Source organism: Micromonospora sp. Utrum1, assembly GCF_057197805.1.
Genome location: NZ_CM170071.1, coordinates 4,510,905 through 4,524,120, shown reverse-complemented (window position 1 = coordinate 4,524,120; position 13,216 = coordinate 4,510,905). Strand labels below are relative to the sequence as shown.

Sequence of the window (13,216 nt, the reverse complement as noted above, 5' to 3'; positions counted from 1 at the left end):
ATACCCGCCGGCCGGGGCTCGTCAGCCGGCCCGGGACGGTGGTGGCGCGGCGGCGCGGCGGAGGTGACCGCCGAGGTCGTCGAGCCAGCCGTCGACCTCCACCAGCGACAGCACCTCCGGCCGGTCCTCGCCGTCGCGCACCAGCCCGTGCACCTGCCGCGCGATGTCCCCGGCGGGGTCCGTGGGCGCGGGCGGCCGGTCGATCCGGCCCCGCGTCACCTGGCGGCCGAGGTCGGCGTAGTCGTCCCGGAGCCGGCCGGCCCGCGTGACCAGCGCCGTCGCCGGGCCGGGCCACGGGGCCAGCGCGCCGGGCCGGCGGTCGGCGAGCAGCGCCTGCCCGCCGTGGCTGGCGCGGTGCGCCGCCGCCAGCACCCGGTCCCAGTCGACCTGGGACGGCCGAGGATCGTGGCGCTCCATGTGGTACTGGACGAACGACGCGCTGGCGAGGGCCTCCGCGCGCCGGGCCGCGTCGACCGCGCCGCGCGCGTCCGCCGTACCCGCCAGCGCCTCGACGATCTTCTCGACGGCCCGCCCGCTCGCCGCCAGGTAGGCGCCCGCGTTGCGGCGCAGTTCGCCCCCGCTGCCGCGCGGCCAGACCAGCAGGCCGGCGAGGACGCCCACCACGGCGCCGATCGCGACGTCGACCACCCGGGCTCCGGCCAGTTGCCAGGACGCCGGGTTGAGCTGGGCGAACACGACGATGAGCAGCAGGGTGAGCAGCGCCTGGGCCCAGCCCAGGCCGAGCAGGGGGCCGACGCCGAAGGCAAGCACCAGCGCCAGCGGCAGCAGAGCGGCGTATGCCTGGCGTTCCGGCGAGACGAGCAGGAGCAGGCCGCCGGCGGCGCCCCCGGCGAGGGTGCCGATCAACGCCGGCCGCAGCGTGGTCCGGGTGTCCGACGCGGAGGCCCGCATCAGACTGAGCGTCGCCAGGAGAACCCAGAACCCGTGTTGCAGGTTGACCACCCCGGCGACCACCCGGGCGGCGGTCAGGGCCACGGCGAGCCGGACCGCGCCCTCGAGGTAAACCGACCGCGGGGTGAGGTGCGCCCGGAACTGCTGCCGGTACAGCGACCACGTGCTGCGCCCGGCGTACCAGAACTGGTCCGGGCCCGCCTCGGGCGGCCGCGCGGCGCGACGTTCCGGCGGACCGGTGGCGATCCGGACCGCCGTCGCGTAGGTGGCGACCTGGTCGAGGAGGGTCCGGACCGCCGCGTCCACGCGCAGCCGGGCCGGCCGGGCCGCCCGCCACGACGGCGGCAGCGCGGCGGCCCGCTCCGGCTCGTCGACGGCCGGTGCCCCCGGCCGCCGTACCGCCACGTCCGCGGAGCGCCGGAGCGCGGCGGCGCAACGCCGGAGCACGCCCGCCAGGTCGGCGTCGCCACTGCCCGGCACCTCCGGCCGGGACGCGAGGGGCCCGGCGACCGCGAGCACCTCCTGGGCGGCCGCCGCCGCGTCCCGCCAGGCCCGGTCGCGGCGACCGGCCGAGGTCGGGCGTGCCGTCATCGGCAGTCGGGGCATCCGCACCTCGTCGAGCAGTTGTGCCGCCCGGGCGTGCCGCCGGGCCGCCTCCTCCGCCGCGCCGGGCCGCGCGACCAGCATGTCCGCCAGTGCGTCGACCAGGTCCGCGAGGCCGCCGGCCGCCGCGGCGAGGCGCTGCGGGAAGGTGGCCGGCGCCGGGTCCGGCCAGAGCGTCACCTCGGCGAGCGCGACGAGGACGACGCCCAGCGTGACCCCGGCCAGCCGGGCCGGGAGGGTGTCCGGCTGGTAGGGCGGGAAGCAGGCCAGGATGTAGAAGAGCTGGAGCGCGTTGGCCAGCCCGACCAGGCGTGGCCCGCCGACCCCCGCGAACGCCACCGCGAACCCGACGGCGAGCATCCCGGCGGACGCCGCCGCGGTGCTGACCGCCAGCACGGTGCCGACCGCCACGAGCACCCAGGCCACCGGTACGGCGGCCAGCACGGTGCGCGCCCGTACCGCGGGCGGCCCCGGCAGCTGGGCGAAACTGCCCGTGGCGACCGTGCCGAACAGGGCGTACGTGGCGAGGGTGACGTCGCCCAGGCCGTAGCGGCAGCCGTAGAAGGTGAGAGACGCGACGACGGTCAGTCGGACCGCCCGACGGATGAGGCGGTAGCCCGGGTCGCGGCGACGCAGCCGGTCCCGCAGCTCCTCGCCGGGCCGTCGACCCATGCCCACACCGCTCCCCAACAGGTCCCCGGGGGCGGCGGGCCGTCTGTTCCCGGGACTCTATCGGGTCGGCGGCGGTGACGTTCCCCGGTTGGACCGACCGGCCGCGTCCCCGTCGGGCGAGTGTCCGCGATCGGGATGCTGCCCGCCTCCGGCACGCCTAGGCTGCCCGGTAGGCGAGGCGGGGAGCGGCGGATGACGCGGGTGTCGGTGCTCGGGCTCGGCGGCATGGGGTCGCCGATGGCGGCGAACCTGATCCGGGCCGGATTGACGACGGTGGTGTGGAACCGGCACCCGGAGCCGGCCCGCGCGCTCGGCGACCAGGGCGCCGAGGTCGCCGCGGACCCGGCCGACGCCGCACGCCGGGCCGACGTGGTGGTGACCATGGTGACCGACGCGGCCGCGGTGCGCGCGATCGCCGTCGACCAGGGGATGCTCGCCGCGCTGCCCGAGGGAGCGGTCTGGGCGCAGATGAGCACCATCGGGGTGACCGAGACCGCGCGCCTGGCCGAGCTGGTGCGCGCCGAGCGCCCCGGGGTGACCCTGGTGGACGCCCCGGTGGCCGGCAGCCGGGGGCCGGCCGAACAGGGCCGCCTCGTCGTCCTCGCCTCCGGCCCGGAGCAGGTGCGGGACCGGGTGGCGCCGGTCTTCGACGCGGTCGGGCAGCAGACCGTCTGGGTGGGGCCGGTGGGCGCCGGGTCGCGGCTGAAGCTGGTCAACAACCTGCTGCTCGCCTTCGTGAACGAGGGGATCGCCGCGGCCGTCGCCCTGGGCGACGTGCTCGGCCTGGACCGCGCCACGGTCCACCGGGCCCTGCGCGGCAGCCCACTGGTGTCGCCCTGGGCCGGCGACAAGCTGGACCGGATCGCCGGGGACGACTACACGACGCAATACTCGCTGGCCTTGGCGCTCAAGGACGTGGACCTCGCGCTGCGCGAGGTGCCGCCCGGCCGGTTCCCGGCCGCCGAGGCGCTGGCCGGCGAGTGGCGACGCGCGGCCGAGCAGGGCCTCGGCGGCGACGACCTGACGGTCGTGACGCGGGCCCTCGCCCGGGAGGCGACCCGATAGCACGCGGCGGAGCGTCCGGGTGCGGCTACAGCGGTCGGCCGTCCCAGCGGGCGAGCCCGGCCGCCGCCACCTGGCGGCCGACCGTCGCGCCGACCTCGTCGGTGTGCCGGAAGTGGATGCCCGACCACACCCGGGCGTCGACGTTGTCCCGGGTCAGCTCGCGCCAGTCCCGGTAGGTGAGGGTGACGCCGGGAGCGGTGGGGCTGGTGAGCGCCACCGGCCCGTCCGGCGGCCCGGCGAGGGCCCGCAGGGCGATCTCGGCGGCCCCCGCGTAGGTGGTGTGCCCGCTGGGATACTCCGGATGGGCGGGGGTGGTGATCAGCGGGGCCCACGCCGGATCCGGCGCGATGTGGCCGGTCCGGAGGGCGGTGACCGGGCGCCAGCGCAGGTCCCGGTACTTGGCCGCGTACGTGACGATCTGGGCGTCGACGGTCGCCGCATGGAAGAGGGCGACGAGCGCCGCCCGGCGCGCCGTCCCGCGGGCCCGCCCCGGCGCGGCGACGGCGGCGCGCAGCGCCCCGGTGTAGCCGTTCAGCGAGGTCCGCGCCCAGAACCGGGCCACGTCGGTCTGCCGATCGGTGCGGCTGCTGGTCTCCGCGGCGCCGACCGCCCGGCTCTCGGCCAGGTCACGGGCGTAGCGATCGCTGTCGAGCGCGGGCGGCGGTTCGGGCAGGTACGCCCGCACGTCGTCGATCAGGAACGGCCGGCCGTCGCCCTGGCCGGCCTGCACCGCGGCGGCGAAGCCGGGCGGGGTCGGCCGCCAGACGCCCGGCGCCGGCGGGGTGAAGGGTCGGTTGACCGAGGCGAGGTCGAGCCCGTCGCCGGCCCGCTCGGCGAGCACCTCGCGAGCGGCGTCCCGGCCGGTCACGACGGCGGTGCGTGCGACCGCGGCCGGGCCCAGCCGGTCCAGCGTGGCCGCGAGGGCCGCGTCCAGGTCGGCGGCGCGCGCCGGCGCCAGCGTGGTGAGGGCCTCGTGCACGGCCCCGGCGAGCGCGGCGTCCGCGGGGGCGCCACCGCCGGCCCGGGTGACCGCCCGCCACGCGGCGATCCAGCCGATCGCCCAGGTGCGGCTGCTGTTGACCTGGAGCGGCCCGGTGATCACCCCGATCGTCGCCGCGGTGACGTCGTACCACTCGAGCACGGTGTCCACCTGGGATCCGCGCGGATGCGACGCCGACGAGGCCGGGTGCGGCGAGGGTGGCCGCGCCGGCGCCGGCGCCGATCAGCAGGGTCCGGCGGCTGGGCCGCGTGTGGGGACGTGCGGAGGCCATGTGAGCTCCCGAGGTATGGGGAAAGAGCTCACGTCAGGCTAACCTAGTAAACCTATCGGCTCAATAGGTTATCGACGGCCGGACGAGGAGGCCGGAACGGACGCCGTCTTAACCGTAACCGGAGGTTGCCTTAACCACGGCACAGGCAGTCGCGCCCTACGGTCGGAACGTCACGTCCAGTAGGGACACGGGGAGTTTCAGTGATCAAACGTCATGTCGCACGCATCGCCGTCGCAGGGGTGATCGCACTGCTGGGCCCGGCCTTCGCCGCTCCGGCGAGTGCGGAGTTCAGCCTGGCGGTGGTGAACGACGACTTCGCCGCGGCGCTGCCGGTCGACGCGCTGCCGTACGCGAACGTCCAGGACCTCAGCACCGCGACCGCGGAGGACGGCGAGCCGACGTCCTGCTTCGGCTCCACCCGCACGGTGTGGTACTCCTACACGCCGACCAGCACCGGCATGGTCACGGCCGGCACCGGCCCAGACTACCCGGGCATCGCGGTCTACACGGGAAGCTCGCTGGACAGTCTCGCCGAGGTGTTCTGCCGGCCGCTGTACGGCTACGCGCCGGTGACCTTCGAGGCCCGGGCCGGCACGACCTACCTGTTCCGGACCGGGGCGGACTTCGCCGAGCAGGTCAACTTCCGGCTCGACGTCGCGCCGGACCCGGAGGTGGACTTCTCACCCCCCGGGTACGAGCCCAGCGTCTTCGACACGGTCTCCTTCTGGCCCTCGGTCCACGATCCGGCCGGCCTGGGGATCGCCTCCTACCGCTGGGAGTTCGGCGACGGCACCACGTCGGACGCCCAGTTCCCGCGCCACCGGTTCACCGCCGACGGCGACTACAGCGTCCGGCTCACGGCGCGGACGGTCGACGGGCGGAGCGCGTCGGCCTCGCACCCGGTCGTGGTGCGTACCCACGACGTGTCGATCGACCGGCTCGGCGTGCCGTCGACCGCCCGGGCCGGGCAGACCGTCACCGTCACCGTCTCCGTCCGGAACACCCGGTACGCCGAGAACGTCGAGGTCCGTCTCGACCGGGGTGGGCCGTTCGGATACGAGCAGGTCGGGGTCGATACGCAGCCGGTTCCGGTGATGGCGGCGGGCAGGAGCACCACCTTCTCGTTCGACTACACGGTCACGGCGGACGACCGGGCCGCCGGGAAGATCACCTTCCGGGCGGTGGCCGCGGTGCTGCAGAACCGGGACGCGCTCCCGGCCGACAACGAGTTGCTCTCGACCCCGGTGCGGGTGAGCTGAGCCGGTGCCGCCATCACGGGGGTGAGCGACGCGCGGCGCGGCGGGTGGCGGTGCCCGGGGACACCGGACACCGCCACCCAAGCGGTCCGCGGTCGGTCAGGAGACGGGCTGTGCGGCCTCGGCGGGCGACGCGGGCCGTGCCGGCCGCGCCGCCGTGGCGGCGGCCCAGCCGGTGGTGATCAGCAGGAGGGCCGCCGCGTAGGTGGTCATCACCAGGAGGTCCCGCCCGGGGAAGTCACTGCCCGCCGCCCCCACGCCGATCAGCAGGTCGGAGACGAGGAAGAGCGCCCCGCCGGCCGCCGTGCGCCGGGACACCCCGGCCGCGGTGGCGGCCATCAGGGACAGCGCCAGGCTGTAGCCGAGCACCGGCAGCCGCAACGCACCCAGCGCGTCCCAGAGCAGTGCGTTGGCGCCGGCCCAGACGAGCAGGTAGCCGACGGCCGCCGCCACCGGGGGCCGGCGGTGGCGGAGGAAGGCGGTGAGGAAGGCGACCTGGGTGACCAGGAAGCACCCCATGCCGGCCAGGAACGCGGCCTGCCCCGGCACGAGCAGCGCCACGTCGCCGGCGGTGGCGGCGACCAGGCCCACCGCCACCGCGTCCACCCGGCGCCGCCGGTCCCACAGGTACGCCAGCAGCAGCGGAGCCAGCAGCGGCTTGGCCAGCCACTGCGCCGGCGTCGAGTCGACCGCGACCCCGACCAGTTCGACCAGGGCGACGACCCCGAACAGGGCCAACCAGGGGCGTCTCACCGGGCCGGCTGCCAACCGGGCCGGCCGAAGAGGTAGCCGAGCCGGTGCCGCCACGAGGTGGCGTGCCGGACGTCGGACCAGATCGCGGCGAACTCGTGGGTGGCCACCCGCAGCGGGTTGTAGGTCTGGATGTTCTTGGTCAGCCCGTACCGGGCCGGGGCCCGCTCGGGCTCGAAGGAGCCGAAGAGCCGGTCCCAGACGATGAGGATGCCGCCGTAGTTGCGGTCCAGGTACTCGGCGTTCGACCCGTGGTGCACCCGGTGGTGCGAGGGCGTGTTGAAGACGAACTCGATCGGCCGCGCCAGCACGCCCACCCGCTCGGTGTGCAGGAAGAACTGGTAGAGCAGGCTGATCGACTGCTGCAGGAAGATCATCCACGGCGGGATGCCGAGCAGCGCCAGGGGCAGCCAGAACGGCAACGAGGTCATCGGCGTCCAGCTCTGCCGCAGCGCGGTGGAGAGGTTGTAGTAGACGCTGGAGTGGTGCACCACGTGACTGGCCCAGAGCACGCGGACCTCGTGGTGCAGCCGGTGGAACCAGTAGTAGGCGAGGTCGTCGGCGAAGAAGACGATCACCCAGGTCCACCAGTGGCCGGGGGAGAGGTGCACCGGCGCGACCATCCACAGTGCGGCGTAGATGCCGACGGTGAGCAGCTTCCAGGGAAAGCCGATGATCTGGCTGCCCAGCCCCATCGAGAGGCTGGTGGTGGTGTCGCGCAGCTCGTAGCCGCGCTCGTCGTCGTCGGGGAGGAAGCGGTAGGAGACCGCCTCGATGATGATCAGGAGGAGGAACGCCGGGACGGCGTAGAGCACGGCGGGGATCACGCTCGGGCTTCCCTTCTGGCGGCGGGGCTGGTGGGGGTGGTGACCGGGGCGGTCAGCAGGGCCCGGGCGTGGCGGGCGGCTGCCGTACCCTGGCCGGCCTCGATCGCGGCGGCGAGCCGGCGGTGGCCGGCGACGTCGAGCAGCTCGGCGGCCCGGGCGTCCGGGGGGACGTCGCCGACCGCGAAGGTGCCGGCCACCAGGCTGTTGAACGCCAGCAGGTAGGCGGTGTTGCCGCTGCCCTGGACGATCAGCCACCAGATCGCGATGTTGGCCTCGTTCATCAGGTCCAGGTCGGGGGCGAGCGTGCCGTACTCCTCGGCCGCCCGGACCAGCTCGGCGGTGACCTCCGGGTCGCCGCGCTCCGCGCAGAGCCGCGCCGCGTCGATGCCGACGCAGGCCCGCATCTCCAGCATGTCGCGGACCAGCGTGTCGACCGGGAGTACGTCAGCCGAGCGGGCCAGCGACAGCGCCAGGTCCAGCCCGGCGTGCACCCGCCAGTCGAGCACCCGGGTCGCGCCGCCCTGGCTGACCCGGACCAGGCCGAGTTGCTGGAGCCGGCGCAGCGCCTCCCGGACGGCGTGCCGGTTCACCGCGAAGGCGGCGGCCAGCTCCCGCTCGCCGGGCAGGGTCTCCTCCGGCCGGTAGCGACCGCTGACGATCGCGTCGCGGAGCTGGCCGAAGACGTGGTCGGAGACCGAGGCGCGGGGGACGGGGGCGAAGGCCATGGGCAGCAGTGTGGCCCCGCACACATCAACTCGTCAACTGGTTGGACCAGTCGCGTTTCCAGGTGGCCGCCATCGGTCCGACCGGTCGGTGCCGCCACCGTCACGCCTCGTATCCTTTCCGCCGGAACACCCCGCGAACTGGTGGAAGGGAGTCGGTGTGAGCGACCGGGTAGAGACGTTGGAGTTCCAGGCCGAGGCCCGTCAGCTGCTCCAGCTGATGGTGCACTCGATCTACTCGAACAAGGACGTCTTCCTGCGCGAACTGATCTCGAACGCCTCCGACGCGCTGGACAAGCTGCGCCTGGAGTCGCTGGTCGACAAGGACCTCCAGGTCGACACCGCCGACCTGCACATCGAGATCGAGGTCGACAAGGACGCCCGCACGCTGACCGTGCGGGACAACGGGATCGGCATGTCCCGCGACGAGGTGGTCGCGCTGATCGGCACGATCGCCAAGTCCGGCACCGCCGAACTGCTACGCAAGCTGCGCGAGTCGAAGGACGCCGCCGCCTCGCAGGAGCTGATCGGTCAGTTCGGCGTCGGGTTCTACGCGACCTTCATGGTCGCCGACCGGGTGACCCTGCTGACCCGCCGCGCCGGGCAGGCCGGCGGCACCCGCTGGGAGTCCACCGGCGAGGGCACCTACTCGGTCGAGGCCGTCGACACCGCGCCGCAGGGCACCTCCGTCACCCTGCACCTCAAGCCGGTCGACACCGAGGACAACCTGCACGACTACACGGCCGAGTGGACCATCCGCGAGATCGTCAAGCGCTACTCCGACTTCATCGCCTGGCCGATCCGGATGACCGTGGAGAAGCCGGGCGAGGACGGCGCGACCACCCGCGAGGAGCAGACGCTCAACTCGATGAAGGCGCTCTGGGCGCGCGCGAAGGACGAGGTCGACGAGGCCGAGTACAAGGAGTTCTACCGGCACGTCGCGCACGACTGGGCCGACCCCCTCGAGACCATCCACATGCGCGGCGAGGGCACCTTCGAGTACGAGGCGCTGCTCTTCCTGCCCTCGCACGCCCCGCTCGACCTGTTCTCCCCGCAGGGCCGGCGAGGCGTGCAGCTCTACGTCAAGCGCGTGTTCATCATGGACGACTGCGACGCGCTGATGCCCAACTACCTGCGCTTCGTCAAGGGCGTGGTGGACGCGCACGACCTGTCGCTGAACATCTCCCGGGAGATCCTCCAGCAGGACCGGCAGATCCGCGCCGTGCGCCGCCGCCTGGTGAAGAAGGTCCTCGCCACCCTCAAGGAACTGTCCGCCGAGTCGTACCGCACCTTCTGGTCGGAGTTCGGGGCGGTGGTCAAGGAGGGCCTGCTGGAGGACCCGGACAACACCGAGGCCCTGCTGGATCTCGTCCGGGCGGCCAGCACCCACGACCCGGCCGAGCTGACCACGCTGCGCGACTACGTCGAGCGGATGAAGGACGGCCAGACCGAGATCTACTACGCCACCGGCGAGAACCGGGCCACCATCGAGAACTCCCCGCACCTGGAGGCGTTCCGTGCCAAGGGCTACGAGGTGCTGATCCTCACCGACCCGGTCGACGAGGTGTGGGTCGAGCGGGTGGGCGCGTACGACGGGAAGACGCTGCGCTCGGTCGCCAAGGGCCAGGTCGACCTGGAGACCGACGAGGAGAAGGAGCAGGCCGAGGCCGAGCGGCAGGAGTACGCCGACCTGCTCACCTGGATGACCGGCGCGCTCGCCGACAGCGTCAAGGAGGTCCGGCTCTCCACCCGGCTCACCACCTCGCCGGCCTGCGTGGTGGGCGACGCGCACGACATGACGCCCACGCTGGAGAAGATGTACCGGGCCATGGGGCAGGAGGTGCCGCGGGTCAAGCGGATCCTGGAGCTCAACCCGACCCATCCCCTCGTCACCGGGCTGCGCAAGGCGCACGAGCAGGGCGGCGACAACACCGCGCTGACCGAGACCGCCGAGCTGTTGCACGGCATGGCGCTGCTGGCCGAGGGTGGTGAGCTGGCCGATCCGGCCCGGTTCACCCGGATCCTCGCCGACCGGCTCGCCCGGAGCCTGTAGGCCGGGCGACCCGCCGGGACGTGGATGTCCGCCACGTCCCGGCGGTCACCCGCGGATCAGCCGGTCCAGGTGGGCCGACTCGTCCGGCGCCGGCTCGCGTGTCCCGGCTCAGGGCAGGTCGGGGTAGAGGGCGGGGACGCCGCCGGACAGGCCGGCGAGGACCCGCCGGGAGGTCTCGTCGGCGACGATCTCGTACCGGTCGGCCTCGATGGCGTCGACCGCGATGCGGGCGATCTCCGCCGGGTCGGACTTGGGCACGTCCAGGCGGGCCGTCATGTCGGTGTCCATGTAGCCCACGTGCAGCCCGGCGACCCGCACGCCCCGGTCGGCGAGCTGCGCTCGCAGCGCGTTGGTCATCGCCCACTCCGCCGACTTGGCCGCGCTGTACGCGCCGACGCCGGGGAAGGCGATCCAGGAGAGCACGGAGAGGACGTTCAGCACGGTGCCGCCGCCGTTGGCGGCGATCCGCGGGGCGAACGCCCGGACCATCTCCAGGGTGCCGAAGTAGTGGGTCTCCATCTCCAGCCGGACCAGCGCCGGGTCGGCGTCGAGCAGGTCCGCTCCGGTGCCCGAGCCGGCGTTGTTGACCAGCAGGGTCACGTCGCCGGCCAGCTCGGCGGCGGCGGCCACCGACGCGGGGTCGGTGATGTCCAGCCGCACCGGGGTGACGCCCGGCAGGTCGACGGTGTCCGGGTTGCGCGCGCCGGCGTAGACGGTGGCGCCCCGGGCCAGCAGCTCGGCGGCCAGGTGCCGGCCGAAGCCCCGGTTGGCCCCGGTGACCAGGGCGGTGCGTCCAGCGATCTTCATGTGTTGCTCCTGAGGGTGTGGAAGGGAGGTCACGCTTTCCGCAGGCCCGGGCCGGGCAGCACGGCCACCTCGTCGGGCGGGACGTCGTGCCCGGCGTCGCAGCGCAGTCGCACGTGCACGGCCGCCCCGCAGTCGCGGTGGGTCACCGTGACCGACGGGCCGGTGTCGTCGACGGCGTACGCGTCGCCCCACTGGCGCAGGGCGGCGAGCACCGGCAGCAGGTCCCGCCCCTTGGCGGTGAGCAGGTACTCGTCCCGGGTGCGCTGACCGGGCTCGCGGTAGGGCCGCCGCTCCAGCAGCCCGTCGGCGACCAGCTGCTTGAGGCGGGCGGCGGCCACCGGCTCGCTGACCCCGGCCCGGCGGGCGAAGTCGTCGAAGCGGCGGGTGCCGAAGGACGCCTCGCGCAGCAGGAGCAGCGCGGTCCGGTTGCCCACCACGTCGAGCGCCCGGGCAATCGAGCAGTTCGCGGTGGACCAGGCGTCGCGTTGCGCGAGGAAGTCCGTCATGCGGATGACGCTACCCCTCTGACTTAGGGAAACAAAAGTCAGCTATCTCACGCGGGGGCGCGCCGGCGAGCGGGAATAGCCCGTCTCAGACCTGGCCGGCGTAGAAGCCGTGCCGGGCCAGCGGCTCGACGATCACCCGCTCCTCCCACGACAGGTGCGACAGCAGGGTGTCGGTGAGGACGTCCACGGCCTTCTGCACCTCGGTGAAGTCGCCCGGGTTGCGGATCAGGTCGACCAGGGCCCGGTCCACGCCCTCCACCACGTCGTGGATCACCACGTGCTCCGCTTCCAGCCGGTCGAGCACGGGGCCGAGCCCCGGGTCCGCGCGCCGCAGGTGCGGGAAGATCGAGTTGTCCTCCAGCCCGTGGTGCTGGGTCACCGCCGTGCAGTACGCGGCGCAGTACGCCCCCAGCGTCCAGTTGTTCTGCCGCATGGTGAGCTGGTTGAGCACGGCCCGGGCGGCGCCGGCGGAGACCACCCCGCGTCGGACCTGTTCGAGCAGGTCACGAACCTGGGCCAGCTCCTGCCGCAGATGGTCGTGCACGTCGACGAGGTGCGCGCCGACGGCCTGGGCGTGCGGGGTGTAGACGTGGCCGTCCGGTGCCGGCGGGGCGGCCGGGCGGGTGGACTCGTCCCAGAGCCGGTGGTCGGTCAGCCGTACCCCGGGGTCGGGGGTGGGGGTGACCGCGAGCGCGGTGGCGCCGCCGGCCTCGACCGCCTCGCGCTGCTCCTCGGCGGCACCGGCCCGGGCGCCGGGCTCGGCGCGTTCGGCGCCGACCAGCTCCCGCACCGCGGGCGCGACCTCCTGGGCGAAGAGCTGGATCGTGGTCGGGTCGTCGGCGCCCAGGACGAACGTGGAGACGCCGTGGTCGAGGGCCAGCCCGGCCAGCTCCTCCACCCACTGCTCGGGGGGCCCGGCCAGGAAGCCGCTGGAGGAGCGGACGAACCGACCGTTGATGTTCAGCAGCCGGCGTACCGACCGGGGGTCCCGCCCCGCCGCCTCGGCGCTCTCGTCGATCACCGCGTTCATCGCCGGCAGCTCGGCCGGCCCGTTCGGCAGGTACGCCAGCGACGGCAGCCAGCCGTCCGCCGCGCGCCCCACCAGCCGCAGCATCCGGGGCTTGTACGCGCCGACCCAGATCTCCACCGGGTGCGCCGGGGCCGGCCCGCGCTTCGCCCCGACCACCCGGTAGTGCTCGCCCTCGACGCGGACCATCCCGCGCCGCTCGGTGTCCCACACCTCGCGGATCACTCGGATCGCCTCGTCGAGGGCGTCCACCGCCTGCCCGGCGCTGAGCCGTCGCCCGCCGACCGCCTCGATCGCCTCCCAGAACGCGCCGGCGCCGAGGCCCAGCTCCACCCGGCCACCGGTGAGCAGGTCCAGGCTGGCGACGCTCCGGGCCAGCACCACCGGTTGGCGCAGGGGCAGGTTCAGCACGTTGCCGGCCAGCCGGATGCGACTGGTCGCCGCGGCCAGGTAGGACATCAGCGTCCAGGTGTCCAGGAAACCCGGCTGGTAGGGGTGGTCCTGAAAGGTGACCAGGTCCAGGTTGACCTGCTCGCAGAGCTTGGCCAGGGCCACCACCTGTTCGAACCGGCCGGCGGTGGGTGTGACGAAGCCGCCGAAGGCCAGCTCGTGTCCGTAGTCGGTCATGCCGTCCCGCCGCCTCCTGCCGATCTTGCGCGAACCCTGCCCACGGTAGTCCGGCCCGGCGCCGGCCCGCCGGGCGGTTCCGGAACCGGCAAGGATTGTTCACAGTCGATGCCCACGG

The 13,216-nt window shown here is 74.1% G+C and carries 11 protein-coding genes; 3 read left to right on the top strand and 8 right to left on the bottom strand.

The annotated features are described in order from the left end of the window. Positions 1-21: 21 nt before the first annotated feature. Complete coding sequence (locus AC0OLQ_RS21250; protein ID WP_484527690.1) at positions 22-2,187, bottom strand: FUSC family protein; 2,166 nt, start codon at positions 2,185-2,187, stop codon at positions 22-24. Between the two features lie 135 nt (positions 2,188-2,322). Here AC0OLQ_RS21250 and AC0OLQ_RS21245 point away from each other — a divergent pair, with 135 nt between their 5' ends. Beyond that, on the top strand, positions 2,323-3,252 hold the full coding sequence (locus tag AC0OLQ_RS21245; protein WP_484532396.1) for an NAD(P)-dependent oxidoreductase: 930 nt from the start codon (positions 2,323-2,325) through the stop codon (positions 3,250-3,252). 25 nt (positions 3,253-3,277) lie between these two features. Here the strand turns inward: AC0OLQ_RS21245 and AC0OLQ_RS21240 are convergent, their stop codons facing one another. After that, positions 3,278-4,402 carry a vanadium-dependent haloperoxidase gene (locus tag AC0OLQ_RS21240; protein WP_484527689.1) on the bottom strand — a complete coding sequence of 375 codons (1,125 nt, stop codon included), beginning with the start codon at positions 4,400-4,402 and terminating at the stop codon, positions 3,278-3,280. Positions 4,403-4,723: 321 nt separating this feature from the next. Here AC0OLQ_RS21240 and AC0OLQ_RS21235 point away from each other — a divergent pair, with 321 nt between their 5' ends. Further along, positions 4,724-5,782, top strand: coding sequence for a PKD domain-containing protein (locus tag AC0OLQ_RS21235; RefSeq protein WP_484527688.1), 1,059 nt, complete (start codon positions 4,724-4,726; stop codon positions 5,780-5,782). 96 nt (positions 5,783-5,878) lie between these two features. Here AC0OLQ_RS21235 and AC0OLQ_RS21230 read toward each other — a convergent pair whose 3' ends face one another. Genes AC0OLQ_RS21230 through AC0OLQ_RS21220 form a run of 3 tightly spaced genes read right to left on the bottom strand, consistent with a single transcriptional unit; the run spans position 5,879 to position 8,081 of the window. Next, positions 5,879-6,532, bottom strand: coding sequence for a lysoplasmalogenase (locus tag AC0OLQ_RS21230; RefSeq protein ID WP_484527687.1), 654 nt, complete (start codon positions 6,530-6,532; stop codon positions 5,879-5,881). After that, entirely contained in the window at positions 6,529-7,356 is an 828-nt protein-coding gene (locus tag AC0OLQ_RS21225; protein ID WP_484527686.1) for a sterol desaturase family protein, read from the bottom strand. The genes AC0OLQ_RS21230 and AC0OLQ_RS21225 overlap by 4 nt, the downstream gene beginning before the upstream one ends. Further along, positions 7,353-8,081: a FadR/GntR family transcriptional regulator gene (locus AC0OLQ_RS21220; protein ID WP_484527685.1), complete on the bottom strand. Its 729-nt coding sequence runs from the start codon at positions 8,079-8,081 to the stop codon at positions 7,353-7,355. The genes AC0OLQ_RS21225 and AC0OLQ_RS21220 overlap by 4 nt, the downstream gene beginning before the upstream one ends. A gap of 157 nt (positions 8,082-8,238) precedes the next feature. Between AC0OLQ_RS21220 and htpG the strand changes: the two genes are divergently transcribed. Then, the gene (gene htpG / locus AC0OLQ_RS21215) at positions 8,239-10,131 is read left to right on the top strand and encodes a molecular chaperone HtpG (RefSeq protein ID WP_484527684.1); all 1,893 of its coding nucleotides are present in this window, start codon (positions 8,239-8,241) and stop codon (positions 10,129-10,131) included. A 108-nt stretch (positions 10,132-10,239) separates the two neighbouring features. On the opposite strand, the gene AC0OLQ_RS21210 is transcribed toward htpG, so the two are convergent. The 3 genes from AC0OLQ_RS21210 to AC0OLQ_RS21200 all read right to left on the bottom strand — a co-directional run bounded on the left by AC0OLQ_RS21210 (position 10,240) and on the right by AC0OLQ_RS21200 (position 13,098). Further along, the gene (locus tag AC0OLQ_RS21210; protein WP_484527683.1) at positions 10,240-10,938 is read right to left on the bottom strand and encodes an SDR family oxidoreductase; all 699 of its coding nucleotides are present in this window, start codon (positions 10,936-10,938) and stop codon (positions 10,240-10,242) included. Between the two features lie 29 nt (positions 10,939-10,967). Next, positions 10,968-11,444 carry a winged helix-turn-helix transcriptional regulator gene (locus tag AC0OLQ_RS21205; RefSeq protein ID WP_484527682.1) on the bottom strand — a complete coding sequence of 159 codons (477 nt, stop codon included), beginning with the start codon at positions 11,442-11,444 and terminating at the stop codon, positions 10,968-10,970. 85 nt (positions 11,445-11,529) lie between these two features. Then, positions 11,530-13,098 carry an LLM class flavin-dependent oxidoreductase gene (locus AC0OLQ_RS21200; protein ID WP_484527681.1) on the bottom strand — a complete coding sequence of 523 codons (1,569 nt, stop codon included), beginning with the start codon at positions 13,096-13,098 and terminating at the stop codon, positions 11,530-11,532. Positions 13,099-13,216 lie beyond the last annotated feature (118 nt).